Source organism: Intestinibacillus sp. Marseille-P6563 (assembly GCF_900604335.1).
GTDB lineage: Bacteria > Bacillota > Clostridia > Oscillospirales > Butyricicoccaceae > Butyricicoccus_B.
In genome coordinates this window covers 1,159,619-1,177,821 of sequence record NZ_UWOD01000002.1, presented here as the reverse complement: position 1 = coordinate 1,177,821, position 18,203 = coordinate 1,159,619, and the positions used below count along the sequence as shown (strand labels likewise).

18 protein-coding genes and 1 tRNA gene are annotated in these 18,203 nt (G+C 55.6%); 8 read left to right on the top strand and 11 right to left on the bottom strand.

Translation table 11 applies throughout. The annotated features are described in order from the left end of the window. Positions 1 to 51: 51 nt before the first annotated feature. Positions 52 to 579 (bottom strand): hypothetical protein, encoded by a 528-nt coding sequence (locus EFB11_RS14065; RefSeq protein WP_122790785.1) that lies wholly within the window; start codon positions 577 to 579, stop codon positions 52 to 54. Positions 580 to 773: 194 nt separating this feature from the next. Here EFB11_RS14065 and EFB11_RS14060 point away from each other — a divergent pair, with 194 nt between their 5' ends. Next, the gene (locus EFB11_RS14060; RefSeq protein ID WP_122790783.1) at positions 774 to 1,382 is read left to right on the top strand and encodes a hypothetical protein; all 609 of its coding nucleotides are present in this window, start codon (positions 774 to 776) and stop codon (positions 1,380 to 1,382) included. Positions 1,383 to 1,467: 85 nt separating this feature from the next. Here the strand turns inward: EFB11_RS14060 and EFB11_RS14055 are convergent, their stop codons facing one another. The 3 genes from EFB11_RS14055 to EFB11_RS14045 all read right to left on the bottom strand — a co-directional run bounded on the left by EFB11_RS14055 (position 1,468) and on the right by EFB11_RS14045 (position 6,452). Further along, complete coding sequence (locus tag EFB11_RS14055; RefSeq protein ID WP_122790781.1) at positions 1,468 to 5,163, bottom strand: S-layer homology domain-containing protein; 3,696 nt, start codon at positions 5,161 to 5,163, stop codon at positions 1,468 to 1,470. A 169-nt stretch (positions 5,164 to 5,332) separates the two neighbouring features. Next, positions 5,333 to 5,995: an orotate phosphoribosyltransferase gene (gene pyrE / locus EFB11_RS14050; protein ID WP_122790779.1), complete on the bottom strand. Its 663-nt coding sequence runs from the start codon at positions 5,993 to 5,995 to the stop codon at positions 5,333 to 5,335. Between the two features lie 19 nt (positions 5,996 to 6,014). After that, on the bottom strand, positions 6,015 to 6,452 hold the full coding sequence (locus EFB11_RS14045) for an RrF2 family transcriptional regulator (protein ID WP_122790777.1): 438 nt from the start codon (positions 6,450 to 6,452) through the stop codon (positions 6,015 to 6,017). 208 nt (positions 6,453 to 6,660) lie between these two features. Here EFB11_RS14045 and EFB11_RS14040 point away from each other — a divergent pair, with 208 nt between their 5' ends. The 3 genes from EFB11_RS14040 to EFB11_RS14030 all read left to right on the top strand — a co-directional run bounded on the left by EFB11_RS14040 (position 6,661) and on the right by EFB11_RS14030 (position 8,940). After that, the gene (locus EFB11_RS14040; RefSeq protein ID WP_122790776.1) at positions 6,661 to 7,389 is read left to right on the top strand and encodes a tRNA threonylcarbamoyladenosine dehydratase; all 729 of its coding nucleotides are present in this window, start codon (positions 6,661 to 6,663) and stop codon (positions 7,387 to 7,389) included. 97 nt (positions 7,390 to 7,486) lie between these two features. Continuing rightward, on the top strand, positions 7,487 to 8,107 hold the full coding sequence (locus EFB11_RS14035) for a VanZ family protein (protein ID WP_122790775.1): 621 nt from the start codon (positions 7,487 to 7,489) through the stop codon (positions 8,105 to 8,107). Continuing rightward, positions 8,104 to 8,940, top strand: a complete 837-nt coding sequence (locus EFB11_RS14030; protein ID WP_122790773.1) for a prephenate dehydrogenase — start codon at positions 8,104 to 8,106, stop codon at positions 8,938 to 8,940. The genes EFB11_RS14035 and EFB11_RS14030 overlap by 4 nt, the downstream gene beginning before the upstream one ends. Before the next feature lie 34 nt (positions 8,941 to 8,974). Here EFB11_RS14030 and EFB11_RS14025 read toward each other — a convergent pair whose 3' ends face one another. Together EFB11_RS14025 and EFB11_RS14020 are read right to left on the bottom strand one after the other, a co-directional pair. Continuing rightward, positions 8,975 to 9,271, bottom strand: a complete 297-nt coding sequence (locus EFB11_RS14025) for a sigma-70 family RNA polymerase sigma factor (RefSeq protein ID WP_122790771.1) — start codon at positions 9,269 to 9,271, stop codon at positions 8,975 to 8,977. Further along, positions 9,265 to 9,498, bottom strand: coding sequence for a hypothetical protein (locus EFB11_RS14020; RefSeq protein WP_122790769.1), 234 nt, complete (start codon positions 9,496 to 9,498; stop codon positions 9,265 to 9,267). Before EFB11_RS14020 ends, EFB11_RS14025 begins: the two co-directional genes overlap by 7 nt. A 166-nt stretch (positions 9,499 to 9,664) precedes the next feature. On the opposite strand from EFB11_RS14020, the gene EFB11_RS14015 reads away from it, so the two are divergent. Together EFB11_RS14015 and EFB11_RS14010 are read left to right on the top strand one after the other, a co-directional pair. Further along, positions 9,665 to 10,051 carry a helix-turn-helix domain-containing protein gene (locus tag EFB11_RS14015; protein WP_164706783.1) on the top strand — a complete coding sequence of 129 codons (387 nt, stop codon included), beginning with the start codon at positions 9,665 to 9,667 and terminating at the stop codon, positions 10,049 to 10,051. Further along, entirely contained in the window at positions 10,048 to 10,464 is a 417-nt protein-coding gene (locus EFB11_RS14010) for an ImmA/IrrE family metallo-endopeptidase (RefSeq protein WP_122790766.1), read from the top strand. The genes EFB11_RS14015 and EFB11_RS14010 overlap by 4 nt, the downstream gene beginning before the upstream one ends. Before the next feature lie 83 nt (positions 10,465 to 10,547). Here the strand turns inward: EFB11_RS14010 and EFB11_RS14005 are convergent. Beyond that, a tRNA-Gln gene (locus tag EFB11_RS14005) sits at positions 10,548 to 10,621 on the bottom strand. Positions 10,622 to 10,834: 213 nt separating this feature from the next. On the opposite strand from EFB11_RS14005, the gene typA reads away from it, so the two are divergent. Further along, the gene (gene typA, locus EFB11_RS14000; RefSeq protein ID WP_122790764.1) at positions 10,835 to 12,649 is read left to right on the top strand and encodes a translational GTPase TypA; all 1,815 of its coding nucleotides are present in this window, start codon (positions 10,835 to 10,837) and stop codon (positions 12,647 to 12,649) included. A gap of 27 nt (positions 12,650 to 12,676) precedes the next feature. Next, positions 12,677 to 13,054, top strand: coding sequence for a RidA family protein (locus EFB11_RS13995; RefSeq protein WP_122790763.1), 378 nt, complete (start codon positions 12,677 to 12,679; stop codon positions 13,052 to 13,054). A gap of 91 nt (positions 13,055 to 13,145) precedes the next feature. Here the strand turns inward: EFB11_RS13995 and EFB11_RS13990 are convergent, their stop codons facing one another. The 4 genes from EFB11_RS13990 to EFB11_RS13975 form a co-directional block, all read right to left on the bottom strand. After that, on the bottom strand, positions 13,146 to 15,425 hold the full coding sequence (locus EFB11_RS13990; protein ID WP_122790762.1) for a xanthine dehydrogenase family protein molybdopterin-binding subunit: 2,280 nt from the start codon (positions 15,423 to 15,425) through the stop codon (positions 13,146 to 13,148). 3 nt (positions 15,426 to 15,428) lie between these two features. Continuing rightward, positions 15,429 to 15,887 (bottom strand): (2Fe-2S)-binding protein, encoded by a 459-nt coding sequence (locus EFB11_RS13985; RefSeq protein ID WP_122791325.1) that lies wholly within the window; start codon positions 15,885 to 15,887, stop codon positions 15,429 to 15,431. 12 nt (positions 15,888 to 15,899) lie between these two features. Then, on the bottom strand, positions 15,900 to 16,706 hold the full coding sequence (locus EFB11_RS13980) for an FAD binding domain-containing protein (protein ID WP_122790760.1): 807 nt from the start codon (positions 16,704 to 16,706) through the stop codon (positions 15,900 to 15,902). 228 nt (positions 16,707 to 16,934) lie between these two features. Continuing rightward, on the bottom strand, positions 16,935 to 18,182 hold the full coding sequence (locus EFB11_RS13975; RefSeq protein ID WP_122790758.1) for an acetyl-CoA acetyltransferase: 1,248 nt from the start codon (positions 18,180 to 18,182) through the stop codon (positions 16,935 to 16,937). Positions 18,183 to 18,203: the final 21 nt, after the last annotated feature.

Sequence of the window (18,203 nt, the reverse complement as noted above, 5' to 3'; positions counted from 1 at the left end):
GACATGTTATGTGTCATAAAAAAGCAGCCCCCTCATACGAGGGGGCTGCTTTTATTTAACTGCCACATAGAGAAATTTTTTTCCCATCCAATTTAAGAATGAGTAATTAGGGGTATTGGTTAAAAGAAAACCATGTTGTAGAATCACACAGAGATCATCATCGCTCGGATTTTGGACAGGGAACGCGAGATACTGACTTACTTGACCTGCGGAAGAAATCAACCCATCTGCACGTGTGATAAATACCATCCTTGGCATAAAGCCCAACGTAATTTCCCTTGGATATATACCGTCTCCCGTATAGGTTCCAAAATACAGATCACTACGCCGGGCTAGAGAATCGCTTAGTTCATGTGACAGCATATCTTCTGTAATCGCTCCAGCAAAGGTTTCGGTGACAATGCCTTCGACCTTTTCGTCCAGCGTTTCGTGCGCTTTGGCCAGGGCGTTATGCGCTTCGCGGACTTCGTCCACCGGGGCTTGAAATCGGCGTTTCAGTTCGGTTGCTTCGCAGGTCGGCGTGTCCGGTAGATTCGTGATTGGCTCGGCAAATGCCGGAATGGTAAAATTCTTGTTCATTGCATATCCTCCCTTGTCCCGCTAGCTCGCGGGTTTGTGATGGCGATGATAATAGCCGCGGCTTTTTGTTTTTGTCAAGCCATAAGGGGAGGGCAATTTTCCCGGGAAATAAACCCTGCAATATGGCTTGACATCGGGTAAATTTGGCAGCTATTATGAGCGGCAAATCCCAAATCAAAGGAGGACTCCTCAATATGTTCACCGAACGAAAAATCTCCGCCTTTCAAAACCGCATTTCCGACCTACCGGATACCCCGACGTTGACCGCATCCGAGCTGAAAGCCCGGTTTGACGCCTGCCCGGAAGAATTGCGGGAAGCACTCAACGGCATCTGCGACGACAGCAAAGTCCTGGAAAATCGCATGGATGAATACCGTGCCCAAACCTTCACAGGTGAAATCACGCGCGAGATGCTGTCATCTGCTGTGAAAAGCGAACTGGATAGCAAAGCGGATGAAGAAGCCATGCAAACCGCTTTCAAAAACGAAAGCGATGCCCGACAGAGCGGTGATAGCGCACTAGAAACCAAAGTGGCGGCAAAATGCGAAATCTATACCGGCTCATACACCGGCAACGGCAGCTCCAAAACAATCACGTTAGGTTTTCAGCCAAAAGCTGTTTTGGTAATGGCCCGTCAGTATGGTGACCCGTATAGCGCAATTTTGGCAAATCTTGCTCTTCCCGGTGTTGCAGCGCCTTATGTAGCGGTTACAGCAACCGGTTTTCAAGTTTCCGGTTACCTGTGCGAGTCGGATGAATATGCAAAAGGTGGCAATCCGTATCGGTATATTGCCTTTAAGTAACAAGAAAAACCCCCTCAAAAGAGGGGGCTTTCTTGTTATGCAGTATTTCCGTGCTGCTCAAAGGCATTTCAGAAATGAATTGGAATCAAGCACCGGTAGTCCACTTGTCAGTACTCCAGGTGTAGTTACCTTCAGAGTGATCCGATACGCCAGCAACATTGCTGATAGTACCACTGCCGTTGGTTACATTCAACTGAGAGCCTTCAGTGCCAGTGATAGCATTGTTGCCATCCAGGCTTGCCTTTGCAGCCACATTGATTACACCGGTTGCGCCAACAACTACCTTGGCGTCACCAGAAACCTTAAAGCTGCTGCTGCCAGCGGAAACCAGCTTCAATGTGCCGTTAACAGTCAGAGTACCGGTTGTCAGTTCCATAACCAGACCCTCTGCCTCTGCGGCAAGCGGGCCAAGCATGGAGTACCAAGTCTGGCCTGCCGGAATCTCTGCATCGCCGGCAATCGTCATTGCGCCGTTCGCCAGATCGAGAGAAACCGTAGTATCTGCTGCTGTCTGAATGCGAGCCTCTGCGGTATCCGGACCAACCAAAGTTGCCGAAGAGTCGCTATTTTTATCTGCAACCTTCAGAGCGCCGCCAGCGTTTACATTCAGAGTACCTGCAGTCAGATCCTTAATGCTGCCAGCAGTTACATTCAGAGAAGCACCGTTCAGTACATCTACCTTCTCGATAGACGCAACATCTGCCTTCGACAGGTCAACATCGCCGCTTACGTCAATGTCGCCAACTACAACAGAACCTTCTACGGTTGCATCCTTCAGAACGGCCTTGTCATCCAGCGTCAGCTTTTTGCCTTCCGGCACCTTGACTGCACCAGTAACATCGCCGCTAACGGTAACGTTGGTGACACCTTCCTGCTCAAAAGCGTTGTTGATGTCATCGGCCGACGGATTGGACAGACCTTCTACCTTGATGTCAGACAGCGCAATGGTAACCTTGGCGCCGTCCTTTACCTGAACGCCGGTGGTTTGGTAATTCGATGCATTTGCAGCAACATCATCGCCCTTTGCAACCGGAATGTCATTTACAAATACTTCCCAGTCGAACGTGGTGTTTGCTGCCGTTGCATTGCCAAGCACATTGACCGTAAAGATTACGTTGCCATCTGCCTGGATGTCTGCGGTCTTAACTTCCAGAACAGTCTTGTCGGTCGTGGTGAAAGTAAAGTCACCCTTGGAGGTCGAACCTCCGTTGCCAGAGCCAGCGCTGCCGCTTTCCGGCTTGTTGAAGTCAAATGCGCCGGTGTTGTCGATGACGAGCAGATCCAGATCGTCATCGTCTGCAGAAGTGCCGCCGCCATCAACACGGTAAACCATGTTCAGACGGTAGACTTCGCCACTCTGGGTAACTTCCTTCAGAGTTGCGGTCTTGAGGTTATTGCCAGCGGTGTACGGGATGCCGATTTCGTCTGCCTTGTCTGCATCCGAATCTACAACCAGAACATGCGTGCTGGAGGTAACATTCAGAACCTTGTTGCCGTCGGTAACAACCGTAGCGGAATCAGCCAGGTTTGCTGCTACGTAGAGGTCGGCAGCCGTTGCAGGTTTGCTCATCTTGGACAGATCTTCGATCGTGCCAAAAGCTTCTGCATCCTGGAGGTAGTCGTTGTCGATTGCGGAATAAGCAACCAGAGTGCCCTTGGTATAATCGTCTTCCGAACCGCTCTCAACCTTAACATTCAGATTTTCCGAGCCGTTCCACATCGTGAATTCGACATCGCCGTTCGAAACCTTTGCACCGTCAGAGGTAACATAACCGTAGTTATCATACGAAGTGCCGGTGATATCGGTATCCTTTACTTCAACCGCTGCCAGGAGCACGCGTTCTACACCATTAACCTTCTTGGTGAAGGCTGCGGTGCCAGCCTTGCTCATATCAGCTAACAGGTCCGAATTACCACTGTCGATTGCCTTGAACTGCTTACCAGTGATCTTCTTGGAGCTGCCGTCATTCGGGTTGTACAGGATAACGGTTGCATTGTCATCAACAACCTTACCGCTGATCGAATTCAGCTTGCTGTTCGAAGCAGTAACGGCTTCACCGGTGCCATAAGTCTTAGTAATGTACTCATAGCCGTTGTACTTCTGACCCTTCAGTTCTTCCAGACGGGTGCTGTTGTCCGAACCGGAAACCTTGTATGCAAAGCCCTTGACAGCCTTTGTGGTCGTGCCGTCAGCCTTTACAGTCTTGTCCAGAGTAACCGTCTTCAGGGTGCCGTCGAAGTAACGCAGCTTTGCCTGGTCGCCGTTGAGCGAGTTGTCGCCCAAACCAACAACAACTGCGATATTGGTCGGGATTGCGCCAGTGCCGTCATCGGTGTCAATGTCAACGATAACGCCAGCAACAATGTAGGCCTTTACGGTATCGCCAACCGTTACATTATCCCAACCGGAGGTTGCATTTTCTGCAATGTTGTACCAAGTTTCGCCGATCTTATACTGCTGATAGTTGCCCTTATCCTTGGAGGAAGCCAGAGTATCTACAACAACATCTGCCTTTGCAATGTCCTTGCAATCGTCGAAACGGTTCCAGGAGATCATTGCGAAATCGTCCTTGGCCAGATCTTCCGAGATGTTGTGGTCTTCCATCTTGTAGGTCTTGTCAGCCGTGATGCGGTCAGAACCAACGTAGGTTACTTCTGCAGATGCATACTCGGTAACAAATGCAATATTCAGCTTGCCGTCACCATCGTTATCTACGAAAGTTACGGTCTTTTCTGCAACTGCATTTGCATTGCTGTTTGCCTCTACATCAAAGTAGGTCGACTTCACATCAGAGGTAGTAACCTTACCGTCTACATCCAGGACTTCAACACGCAGGGTAGCATCGTCAAAGCCATAGGACTTGCCGTCAAACTTGACCTTGTCGCCATCCTTCTCGATATCCTTCATGTTTACGGTATAAGAGGTGTTATCTTCCAGCGGGTAAACGCCGATAACAGCATTGGTCTTGCCATCGCGGTACAGAACCTTTACCTTATGGCCCAGCAGAGAAGAATAGTCGTTTGCAACCTTCGTGAAGTCATGGTTGCCAACATAGCTGTTGTCGCTATCTTCTGCATCGCTGCTGTTCGAATAGATGGTGAGGTTATCATCATCTACCGAAGTCAGAGTACCAATGTCAATCCACAGCTTGAGGTACTCCTTACCAACGGAATCGCGTTCCTTGCCGTCATCGAAGTACTTGCTGTAAGAATTGGTATCGGTAGACCACTGAACGGTAGGCGCCTCGATCGTGTTGTACATGATCTGAGCAGCCCACTGACGCGGGCAAGCCGAAGTGATGGTGGTGTTTACACCGTCCAGGATGCCAGCTTCGGTAGACAGAGAGATGGTCTTGGTGGACCAGGTCGAGCCACCGATGTCAGCCTTGGCCGGGTCGTAACCCATCACGCGCAGGCACATCAGAGCCAGCTCTACGCCAGTTACTTCGCGGTTCGGCTCAAAAGTGGTAGCCGAAGTACCGGATACGATATTAGCAGCCTGGCAGTGCTTTACATAGCCAGCGTACCAAGCATCAGCCGGTACATCCTTGAAAGTGGTCTGCATGTCTGCATAAGCAGACGCATCATCGCTATTCGTACGAATCGTATAGATCATACGGCAAGCTTCTGCGCGGGTAATGGTGTCGTTCGGACGGAAGGAGCCATCCGGATCGCCGGTCATTACGCCGAGCGCGTTGAGCATCTCCACGGCTTCGGTCGCCTGAATGTCGGCCTGGTCCGTGTATGCCGCGCCAGCTGTCGCCATCATGGTGAACGCCATGGCGAACGCCAGTACCAGCGCGAGAACCTTTTTGACATGCTATTATTGAGAGAATTTTAAATATAAAATCCGTGATTTTCAAACGAATTCGAGAAATCCCGAACAAATTGAGACATAAAAAACCACCGTTCCCAAAGAAACTCGTTTGAAACGGTGGTCCTTTTTATTTTTAGAAAACGCAGTACTGCGCCATATAGGCTTCCATCTGACCTAAGATATCACCATAGGTGCCTTGCTCTTTCAGGTATTCGTAAATGTCCTGTACGGTGATCAGGGCATGCACCTGAATGCCGAATTCCTCGCCAACTTCCATGACAGCGGTCTTGCCCGGGGTCTGACCAACTTCACAGCGGTTGACCGAGATAAACATATCGGTCACCTTTACATCGGCACAACTCTGCAAAACCGGCATGGTTTCCCGGATTGCGGTACCCGCCGTGATAACATCTTCAATGATGATCACACGGTCGCCGTCCTTGGGCTTGTAGCCGACGATATTACCGCCTTCGCCGTGGTCCTTGGCTTCCTTGCGGTTGAAGAAGAACGGCTTATCAATGCCATAAACACGCGCCAGAGCGCCTGCCACCGAGGTTGCGAGCGGGATACCCTTATAGGCCGGGCCAAACATCGCATCAAAATCTGCGCCCACAGCTTCTTTGACCGCAGCGGCGTAAAATTCGCCCAGACGCGAGTTTTGCAGGCCGGTTTTATAGTTGCCGGTATTGACGAAATACGGCGTCTGACGGCCGGATTTAGTGACAAAGCTGCCAAACCGCAGCACATCAGCCGACATCATAAATTCAATGAATTCTTTTTTTGCAGCAGAAAGCATGTTGTGTTCCATCCTTTTTTTATTTTGCAGGCATATCGCCCATTTTTTTCTGATGATCGGTCACCAGATCAGCCAGGGTCACCGAATCGACATAGCGGTCGATCACATCGGCAAGACCGGTCCAAAAGTCCAGGGTTGAGCAGTGTTCATTGCGTGGACAGACTTCGGCTGCCTGGTCTAAGCAGGCGATGGGTGCCAAGCCGCCTTCGGTGACGCGCAAAATCTCGCCAGCCGTATATTCGGTGGCAGACTTGGCCAGACGATAGCCGCCCTGTGCGCCACGCACCGATTGCAGCAGCCCGGCACGGCTGAGCTGATTGACGATCTGCTCCAGATATTTGACCGAAACGCCCTGACGGGCCGATACCTCTTTTAATGGGATAAAATCACCGCGGCCATGCTCGGCCAGATCGATCATCAGCCGAAGTGCATACCGCCCTTTGGTGGATACTTTCATGTCCATCCTCCTGTTCCACATTTTCATGATACCATGTTGAGGGTTCAAAAACAAGCCCGAAACGTCGCTTTTCGCGGTTTGGTGGCGATGAAAACCGTTTTTGTTCGCTGGACAAGTACAGTCCCCTGTGATACACTAAGACCGTCTGTTTGGCTGCCATGCGCCCAAGGAGCGCTGGCGATTTTTGTATGTTTCGGAGGTTTCACCTATGCTGCATGAATTTTCCCGTACCGCGCTGCTGCTCGGGCAGGAGGGGATGGACCGTTTGGCTGCTGCTCATGTGGCCGTGTTTGGGGTAGGTGGTGTCGGTGCGGCCGCGACCGAAGCCCTGGCGCGTGCCGGGGTGGGCGCCCTGACCCTCATCGACAGCGATACGGTTTCGATCACCAATCGCAACCGGCAATTCATCGCCCTCGCGTCGACGACCGGTCAGTCCAAAACCGCCGTGATGGCTGCGCGGGTGCGCGATATCAACCCTGCTTGCCGCGTAACGCCGCTCGACCTGTTTTTCACCCCCGAAACCGACCTGGATTTGACCGGGTTCACCTATGTGCTCGACGCGATCGACACCGTATCGTCCAAGCTGTATTTGGCCGAGCAGTGCTTCCGGCTGGGGGTCCCGCTGATTTCCAGCATGGGGACGGGCAACAAACTCGATCCCACCCGCTTTGAAGTGGCGGACATTTACCAAACTTCGGTCTGCCCTTTGGCCCGTGTCATGCGGCGCGAACTGAAAGCCCGGGGCGTCAAGCGGCTCAAAGTGGTCTATTCCAAGGAAGAGCCCCAGCGCATCCCGCCCGAACGGTATGCCCTGGCGGAGGGCGACCGCAAGGGGACTGCCGGCCGGCCGGTCCCGGCCAGCATCTCGTTTGTCCCGCCGGTGGCGGGCATGATTCTGGCCGGAGAGGTCATCAAAGACATCGCCTTGGCCCGATAGGCAGACTTTTTTACAGATCGGGCCAAAAAACCATGGGAAAATCAGGCTTGCCGTGCTATAATGGCTAACGGAGCCATTCCATGAGAAAGGTGATTTTTTGAAAAGTCTGTCAACTTGGATCTGGGGCATTTTATGCGCCGTGTTCCTGGGGTTCAACATCTATGCCGAGCACTCCGGACGGTTCCTTATCGATCCGTTTTTAAAGATCGCGCTGGCGGCCTGCTTCTGCCTGCTGCTGACGCTGACCATCCATCCCTTTGAAAGCCGTACCCGGCGCAAGGTCTGGATGGGGCTTTTGTTTTTGTATTATCTGTGGGTGCTGGCCAATCTTTTGTTTTTTGACGCGGCTTTTGGGCGCGACAGCGCACCCGGCGGCGTGAATATGGAGCCGCTGCACACCATCCGCAACTATCTGCGCGCCTATGAACTGGGCAATATTCACCTGAAATTTGTCGTCATCAATCTGGTGGGCAATCTAGTGGCGTTTGCCCCCATGGGCTTTTTCCTGCCCAGCTTGTTCCGCAGCCAGCGCAACCTGCTGGTGTTCTGGATGACCATTTTGCTGATGGTGGGCGCGGTGGAACTGGTGCAGTATGTCACCCACACGGGCAGCTGTGACATCGACGACCTGCTGCTCAATACCGCAGGGGCGCTCGTGATCTGGTTTGTGCTGCTGCCCTGGCGGCTGTATACGCGATACAAGGAGGACCATCGATGAAAAAGAATGTAGTGATCGTCGGCCTGGGCCTGATGGGTGGTTCCATGGCCATGGCCATCCACAAATATACCGACTGCGCTGTGTATGGCTGGAACCGTACTCGCGCAGTCGCTGAGCAGGCCGTGCAGGACGGCGTGCTCGACGGCCTAGCCGGAGAAAATGAGATTGCAAACGCCGATTATCTCATCATCAGCCTGTATCCGCAATCGACGGTGGATTTCCTGCTGGAACACATGCCGCGCATGAAGAAGGGCGCCATCATCGTCGACTTGGTGGGTGTCAAGCGTTTCATGCAGGACCATTTGGAGCAAGCAGCCGTGCAGGCGGGCGTGCATTTTATCGGTGGGCATCCCATGGCCGGTAAGGAATTTTCCGGTTATGCCTTCGCCGATGCCGACCTGTTCCGGGACGCGAGCATGATTCTGGTGCCCAATGCGTCCAGCCCGCTGTGGGCGGTCGATGAGATGGACGGGTTCTTTATGGGCCTGGGCTTTGCGCGCGTGGTGCGCTGCTCGGCTGAGCAGCACGACCACATGATCGCCTTCACGTCGCAGCTGGCGCACGTGGTGTCGAGCGCGTACATCAAAAGCCCGGAGGCGCTGCGCCACAACGGCTATTCGGCGGGCAGCTACAAGGATTTGACCCGTGTGGCCAAGCTCAACGAACAGATGTGGACCGAATTGTTTTTGCGCAACGCCGAGCCGCTCGTGCAGGAGATCGATGAGATCATCCGTCACCTGACCGACTACCGCGATGCTATCGCGAACGGGCAGGAGGAACGGCTGTGCAACCTGCTGCGCGAAGGGCGCGAACGCAAAGAAAGCATTGGATAAGACAAAAGGGCGGGAACGATGGTTCCCGCCCTTTTTAATGCGCCTGAAATTCCAGATTGTACGATAACATAATGGCCAGTCGGCGACGCGCCTTTTTCAGGTGCCGGCAGACGGCCGACGGGGAAACGCCCCACAGCGCGGCAATCTGCTTTTGGCTCTTGCCGTCCAGATAGTGCATGCACAGGGCTTGATACTGCCGCTCGGTCAGCGTGTCGCGCATGGCGCGGAAAAAAGCGTCCCGGAAGGCGGCGCGCCAAGCGCTGTTGTCGCCGCCCAACGATTGAAGGTATTCGCGCATGGCCGCGCGGTCGGCTGCATAATCGGTCAGCATGCGCTCTCACGCTCCTCGTAATAATGTTCCAGGTAATAGCCCGTGCCGCGCGCTTCGTTGATGAGCACGTGCAGCATGCCGATGCGGTGCTTGAGACGGCGGCGCAGTTCCAGGCCCTGGGTGTGCTTAAGCTGGTGTTTGAGCTGCATCAGCCGCAGTTCGAGCAGGGCGGCATTGGCGCGGTATTCGGTGGCCATTGCGTCCAGCGAGTGGAACGTTTGGGTCATGGTCAATTCCTCCTTTTGAAAAACACGTTTCGTGTGATTTGCGAACTCCTTTTGTGTGGTTCTCATAATAGAACACGAAATGTGTTTTGTCAAGCAAAGTTTGCCAAAAATTTTCTTGTGTTTACACGAAATGTGTGGTATCCTAAATCCAAAAGGAGGGAGCGTCATGTTGGGTGAACAGATTCGCAGACTGCGCACCGGTGCGCGCATGACACAAGGCGACCTGGCGGCGCGGCTGGGCATCTCCAAAAGCGCGGTGGGGATGTATGAGCAGGGCAGGCGGGAGCCGCCCTATGAACTGCTGCTCAAGATCAGTGAATTATTCGGGGTGAGCGTCGACTGGCTGCTCGCGCGGGAGCAGCCCGAAACCCCGGCGGCAGGCGGCGATCTGGATGACCTGCTGGCGGCATTCCACCGGCAGCTCAAAAACCAGGAAGGTCTGATGTTCCATGGGCAGCCGCTGGATGCCGGGGACATTGAAAAAATCGTGCGCGCCATGCGCCTGGGTGCTGAGCTGACGCTGCGCGAGAGCAAAGAGGATGAACTGCCATGACGCGCGCCGAGCGGGAAGCCCATCGCCTGATGGCCGATTACGGGGAGCATGACCCCGAACGGCTGGCCGAAAAAATGGGGGTGCTGGTCATCCAGTGCGACCTGCCCGAAACGGTAGAAGGGTTTTACCATTGCTTCCGGGAGCACCCGATCATTTATCTGGCCGACCGGTTGCCAGCCTGCCGCCGCCGGGCGGTCTGCGGCCACGAACTGGGGCATGCGGTGCTGCATGGACAGATCAACTCGCTGCTGCTGGGCGATGCCGACAGCCGGATGGAACAGGAGGCCGACCTGTTTGCCGCGACGCTGCTGCTGGCTGGCACTTTGCCCGAGGATGGCGCCGACGTGGCCAGCATCATGCGCCAGACCGGCCTGCCCGAAGGCGCGGTGCGCCGGGCGTATCATTTGATTTAAATAAAAAAAGACCGCACCGGTTGGTGCGGCCTTTGACGGATAAACATAAAAAAACAAGCTACACATTCGTGTAGCTTGTTTGCTGGCAGCCGGAGAAGGATTCGAACCCTCACAAACAGAGTCAGAGTCTGTCGTGCTACCTTTACACAATCCGGCTGTATCTTGTCGGCTCTCTCGCTGACGAAGATTATTATATCGAATCTTCCCGAGAAAGTCAAGCACTAATTTAAAAAAACTTCAAAAAATCGCACAGTTTTTTGTGTGCGCTCTGCGTAAAATTTTATACATCCGCATGTGGAAATCCCTAGGGTGACAGGATATAATAAAATACGAATAGAAATGATGTTTTTTGTCTATCTTAGGAGGCATTATGGTTCGGAATGATTTAAGAAATATTGCAATCATCGCACACGTCGACCACGGCAAGACCACGCTGGTCGACCAGATGCTTAAGCAGGCGGGCACCTTCCGCGAAAACCAGGTGGTCGAGGAACGCGTCATGGACTCGAACGACATCGAGCGCGAGCGCGGCATCACCATTTTGGCTAAGAATACATCCATCCATTATAAAGATACCAAGATCAATATTGTCGATACCCCGGGCCATGCCGACTTCTCGGGCGAGGTTGAACGTATCCTGAAAATGGTGGACGGCGTTATCCTGCTGGTCGATGCGGCCGAAGGCCCCATGCCGCAGACCCGTTTCGTGCTGCAAAAGGCACTCGAGTTCGGCCATAAGATCATCATTGTCATCAACAAGATCGACCGTCCGGACGCGCGTCTGAACGAAGTAGGCGACGAAGTTCTCGAACTGCTGCTCACCCTGGACGCGACAGACGAACAGCTGGACAGCCCGATCATCTACTGCTCGGGCCGTGACGGCACGGCATCCATGTCCCCGAACAAGCCGGGTTCTGACCTCGTGCCCCTGTTCGAGCAGATTTTGGAGCACATCCCGGCGCCGCACGTGGACACCGAAGGCAACACCCAGATGCTCGTGTCCTCGATTGACTACAACGATTACGTCGGCCGTATCGGCATTGGCCGCATCGAGCGCGGTAGCCTCAAGGTCGGCCAGCCGGTGACCGTATGCGACTACCATCAGAATGTGAAGCCGTACAGCGCCAAGATCGTATCGCTCTACACCATCGAAGGTCTGGTGCGTACCCCGGTCGAAGAAGTCAAGGCAGGCGAAATCGTTTGCTTCTCGGGCATTGAAAACATCACCATTGGTGAAACGCTGTGTATGTACAATGAGCCCGAGCCGCTGCCCTTTGTCAAGATTTCCGAGCCCACGGTCGAGATGACCTTCTCGGTTAACGATTCGCCGTTTGCGGGCAAGGAAGGCAAGTTTGTTACCTCCCGCCATCTGCGTGACCGTCTGTTTAAGGAACTGCTCAAGGACGTTTCCCTGCGCGTGAGCGAAACCGACACGACCGATTCCTTCCGTGTCGCTGGCCGCGGTGAGATGCACCTGTCCATCCTCATCGAAAACCTGCGCCGTGAGGGCTATGAGTTCCAGGTCGGCGCGCCCAAGGCCATGATGAAGGAAATCGACGGCGTCAAGTGCGAACCGATCGAGCGCATGATCGCCGACGTGCCGCAGGATTCGCTCGGCTCGGTCATGGAAAAGATGGGTTCGCGTAAGGGCGAACTGGTCACCATGAACCCCAAGGGCGACCGCATGCGCGTGGAATTCCTGATTCCGGCGCGCGGCCTGTTCGGCTACCGCAGCGAGTTCCTCACCGACACCAAGGGTGAGGGCGTCATGAGCTCGGTCTTTTATGAATACCAGCCGTACAAGGGCGAGATTCAGAAGCGCAACCTGGGCGCCCTGATTGCCTTTGAAACCGGCGAAGCGGTCACCTACGGCCTGTACAACGCCCAGGAACGCGGCACGCTGTTCATCGGAGCAGGCACCAACGTATACGAAGGCATGATCATCGGCTGCACGCCCAAGGATGACGATATCGCGGTCAATGTCTGCAAGAAAAAGCAGCTGACCAACACCCGTGCTTCGGGTTCGGACGATGCGCTGCGCCTGATTCCGCCGCGCCAGATGTCCATTGAGGCAGCGCTCGAGTTTATCGGCGACGATGAACTGCTCGAAGTGACGCCCAAGAGCCTGCGCATGCGCAAGAAGATTCTGTCCAACCAGCAGCGTATGAAGAAGATTCACGGCTAAGCCGTTAGAAAAAGGAGAGAATTCCCCATGAAAAAGGTAATTTCCAGCATTCTGGCCCCGGCGGCCATTGGTCCCTACTCCCAGGCGACCGAAGCGAATGGCATGATCTTCACTTCGGGCCAGATTCCGCTCCATCCGGAAACCGGTGAGCTGGTCGGCACCACCATCGAGGAGCAGACCGAGCGCGTCATGCAGAACCTCAAGGCCGTGCTGGCCGAGGCAGGCGTTGGCTTCGACCATGTGGTCAAGACCACCTGCTTCCTGGCAGACCTGAGCGACTTTGCGGCATTCAATGCAGCATACGGCAAATATTTCCCCGAAAATGCACCGGCACGTTCGTGCTTCCAGGTCGCTGGCCTGCCCAAGGGCGCCAAGGTCGAAGTGGAAATGATCGCGGTAAAATAAAGCGGGGCTCTGCCCTTGTATGCGCAAGCCTTTGAAAAGGCTTGACCGAAACGTAAAAGCCCTCGGAATCTCAGATTCCGAGGGCTTTTTGTTATTTCTGCATGCCCATGACGATTTTCTCAGCCGTGATGGGCAGTTCCCGAATGCGTACGCCGCTGGCACGCGCGACCGCCGCCGCAATGGCCGGGGCCGGGGTATTGATGACCACTTCGCCGATCGACTTGGCGCCGAACGGACCAGAAGGTTCATAACTGCTTTCAAATTCTACCCGCACCTTGCCGATGTCCAATCGGGACGGGATTTTATACTGCATAAACGAGTTGGAATAGTTGATGCCCTTGGCGTCATAGATGACATCTTCGTACAGCGCCATGCCAATGCCCTGCACCAGACCGCCTTCGGTCTGTACCCGCGCGAGGTTGGGGTTGATGGGCGTGCCGCAGTCGACACAGGCACAGTAATCGACCAAATCGACCTTGCCGGTCTCGGGGTCCAGTTCGATTTCCGCTGCGCCCGCCATGAACGGCGGGGGCGAGGTGGGCGAGGAATGGCTGACCGTTGCAGCCAGTTCGTTGTTGCTGCCGCACTGGCCCTTGTAGGCAACATCCTTGCGGGTGACAAACCGTTCGGGGTTAGCCACTGCATAGACCTTATCACCATCAAACTCGACTTCTTCGACCGAAAGGCCGAGCATCTGCGCGCCGGTATCCAAAATCTTGCCGCGCAGTTCGTCACAGGCCTTGACGCAGGCCATGCCGGTGACGTAGGTGGTCGCCGACGCATAGGAGCCCGAGTCATAGGGCGATACATCGGTATCCGAGGCATAGACCGCGATGTCCTCCATCTTGCAGTCCAGGCAATCGGCCGCCATCTGCGCCAAAATGGTGTCGCAGCCGGTGCCCATATCGGTGCAGCCGAGCAGCATATTATAATCGCCGTCATCGGCCATGCGGAGGGTCACCGAGCCAACATCGACCCCCGAAATGCCCGAGCCCTGCATGGCCATCGCCATGCCGACCGCGCGGATTTTGCCGTTCGGCAGTACGGTGGGTTCGAGTTTGTTCTCCCAGTCGATCATCTGCTTGACGCGGGCGACGCAGCGGTCGAGCGCACACGAGGTGGCCGTTTCGCCGTAGTAGGCGGGCATCACGTCGCCTTCGTGGATGATGTTGTTTTCACGCAGGACGGCCGGGTCCATGCCCAGCATGTCGGCCAGTTCGTTGACCGTGGATTCAATGGCGAAAATGCCCTGGGTTGCGCCGTAGCCGCGGTATGCGCCCGCCGACATGGTGTTGGTATAGACAACATCCCAGCGGAAGCGGAACGCCTCCTGCTTGCCGTACATCGGGATGGGCTTATGGCCGGACAGGCCCACGGTTGTGGGGCCGTGTTCGCCAAAAGCGCCTGTATTGGACAGGGTATAGAGGTCAATGCCGCGGATGGTGCCGTCCTTCATCGCGCCCAGACGCACGGTCAGTTCCATGGCGTGGCGCGGGGAAGAGGCGATCATGGATTCATAGCGGCTGTAAATAATCTTGGCCGGTTTGCCGGTCTTAAGGGTGACGATGGCCGGATACACCTCGGTCACGACCGTCTGCTTGGCGCCAAAGCCGCCGCCCAGACGGGGCTTGACCACGCGGATGCGCGACTTGGGAATATCCAGCGCATGGGACAGGATGCGGCGCACATGGAAGGGCACCTGGGTCGAAGAAATGACGTTCAAACGACCGTAGGTGTCCAGCTGAGTATAGGTGCGGAAGGTTTCCATCATGGCCTGCTGGTTGGGCTTGGTGCGGTAGGTGCGCTCGAGCACGATGTCGCAGCTTGCCAGCACGGCGTCGATGTCGCCGTTGCCGTCCTGGCCGGAAGCGCACAGGTTGCGCATATTGTCCGCCCCAACCGGGCAGAGCGACTTCCAGCTTTCTTCCGGGTGGATGAGCGTTTTGTTGTCCTTGGCGTCGCGCATTTCCAAAATGGCGGGCAGGACCTTGTATTCGACCTTGATGAGTTTAAGGGCCTTGTCCACCGCCTGCTCGGTTTCACCGGCCACGATGGCGACCGCGTCGCCCACAAAGCGCACGCGGCGGTCGAGAATCAGGCGGTCATAGGGCGAGGGCTCGGGATAGGTCTGGCCGGCCATGGTGAAACGGTTCTGCGGCACATCCTCATAGGTCAGGATGCACGCAATGCCAGGCACCTTGGCGGCAATGTTGGTATTGATATCGGTGATGAGTGCATGGGCGTGCGGGGAACGCAGCACCTTGACGATCAGGCACCCGGCGGGTGCAAGGTCATCGGTATAGACCGGCTGGCCGGTGGTCAGGGCATGTGCATCCGATTTGCGCACGCCGGTGCCGACATAGGAATTCATAGGTCAGCCCTCCTTCTTTGCGTTCAGATAAGCGTGGATGGCACGCAGTTGGCCGACATAGCCAGTGCAGCGGCACAGGTTGCCCGCCAGGTATTCCCGGATGGCATCCTCGCTCGGGTCGGTCAGTTCGCGGGTCATGGCAATGATGTTCATGATAAGGCCCGGCGAACAAAAACCGCACTGCTCGGCGCCCTGGTCGGCCAGATAGCCGCCGATCTCGGCGGCCTGCTCCTGAAGCCCTTCCAGGGTGACGATGTCGTGGCCGTCGGCCCGCACAGCCAGAACGGTGCACGAGAGCACCGGCTTACCGTCCATCAGCACGGTGCACAGGCCGCAGTTGGACGTTTCACAGCCGCGCTTGACCGACAGGCAGCCCTTTTCGCGCACATATTCCAGCAGCGGCTGGTCGGGCGCGACCGCATCTTCGATTTTCTTGCCGTTTAAGGTAAACGAAATCAGCACTTTTGCCATGGGTCACACCTCCTTGGCGCACGCGGTGAGCGTGCGGCGGGTCAGTACGCGGCACAGATGGCGGCGGAAATCCGCGCTGCCGCGCATGTTGGATGCAAACGAAACTTGTCCGGCTGCCCATTCGGCAAAGGCAGCCGCACTTTCTTCGGTCACGCCGTCCGAGAGCAGGCCGTCCGGGTCGGTCAGCAGCGTAGCGCGCTGCGGGCGCGCACCGATGGCGACACGCCAGCCGTTGTCGCGGAAATCGGCCGGGATTTTGCACACGGCGCAGGCCAGCACCGGGAAATCGGTGGCCGCTGCGCGGTGGGTCAGGTAATAGGCCTTCTGGCTGCGCTTGGGCAGCAGCACAGCGGTCAAAATATCGCGGTCATACGGTTTTTGGACAAAATCGCACAGGGGCAGAACGCCGCCGTGGAACAACTGGACCTCAGCACCCAGCGCCAAAAACAGGGTCAGCGGGTCCGAAAAGCCGAAGCGTGCCCAGATGGAGCCGCCAATGGTCGCGCAATTGCGGAACTGTACGCCTACGATATGGCGCACCGACTCGGCGATGCAGTCGCCAAAATAGGAGGCCAAAGTCTCGCTGGTTTCGAGCTGCCGCAGGGTGACCATGCAGCCGATGCGGAAATGGTCATCCTTTTCTTCGATCTGGTCCAGCCCCAGGCCGGACAGGTCGATGGCCGTGCGAATGGGGCGATGCCCCATCTTGAGCCATCCGCAGCCGCCCAGGATGGTCGCGGTCTTTTTTTGATTGAGCGCGTAAGCTTCTTCCAGGTTTTGCACCTTTACATACTGCTCGATTGTGAACATTCCCGATCTCCTTTATCGTTCTTTCTAAAAAACATACAGACAAAAACCACGCCGTTCGGCGCGATTCGAGAAAAAGACATATATATTGTATTATAGCATCCGGGCAGCAAAAATACAATTTCCCGCCTTGGTTTTTTGACCAAAAATATCACCAAAAAAGCAAAACAAACGGAAAAAAGCCCCTGGCCACGGGACCAGGGGCCTTTTCCTATGGAAAAGATAAGGGAATCATTCCATCCCAAGGATGAAAGCGTAGTTGGAAGTTGCCGAACCGCCCATGTTGAGCATCAGGCCGTTCTTGACCGGCTTGGGAACCTGATAGCCGCCAGCGGTGCCGGTGATCTGCTTGAACAGGTCAAGGAACATACGCACGCCGGTTGCCGACTGCGGATGACCGCCGCCGATCAGGCCGCCAGACGGGTTGACCGGCTTGGCGCCGTCAAAGGCGATGGTGCCGTCTCCGACCAGCGTATGCTCTTCGCCGGGCTTGCACAGTTCCACACACGACAGCGAAATCAGTTCGCCCGAAGTGTAGTAGTCATACAGTTCGAATACATCGATGTCCTTGGCGCTCAGACCAGCGGTCTGGTAAGCCTGCTGGACGGTCTTGTGGGTCCAGGGCAGCAGGTAGTCGCTCACACGTGCTTCGGTCAGCTTGGTCTGCAGTTCCAGCGGAGCAACGTGGAAACCGCGGCCCTTGACGATCGGCAGGGCACGGTCCGGGCAGTGCTTCTTCTTGAAAGCTTCGCTTGCCAGGATGACAACAGCAGCGCCGTCGGTGGTCATAACCGTATCCGACTGGGCCAGACGGCCAGCGATCAGCGGGTTAGTCGAGCAGCCGCGCATATTGGCCTGCTTTTCGTTCATGAACAGCTTACGGGTCTGGGCATTCGGGTTGCGCTTGCCGTTTTCGTAAGCCAGTTCGGTCAGATGTGCCAGCGCGTGCATCACGCGGGTTTCATCCACACCGTATTTCTGCAGATACGCGTCGGTCAGCTTGCCGTACAGGCCAACCAGGTCGCTGCTCTTGGATTCTTTTTCGACAAAGGTGCCGCGTGCCGTGTAAGCCGCGCTGGTAGCAGCATCCACGGTGCCAAGCAATGCCCAGCCAACCACGATCGCAACATCGGCTTCGCCAGCGTTGATCTTGGTGACGGCTGCATCGATGGCTGCCGCGCCTGCGGCGCAAGCGGCCTCAACACGTACGCTCGGTACGCCGAAGAAGGCCGGGTCTACTTCGGTCATCAGTGCGCCGACATGGCTCTGGTCGTTGTACAGCTCGGACAGGAAGCTGCCGACAAAGCAGGAGACACGGTTTTCTTCGTTCAGGGAAATGATATCGTCATAGGTGATGTTGGCGTTTTCGCAGCCGTCGGAAACGACTTCGCGCAGCATTGCAACAACGTTTTTGCCTTCGCGGCTCCAGTTGCGCTCGAAATCGGTCTGCGCGCCGCCTAATACGTATACTTTATTCATAGCACAGTGCCCCTCCCTTAC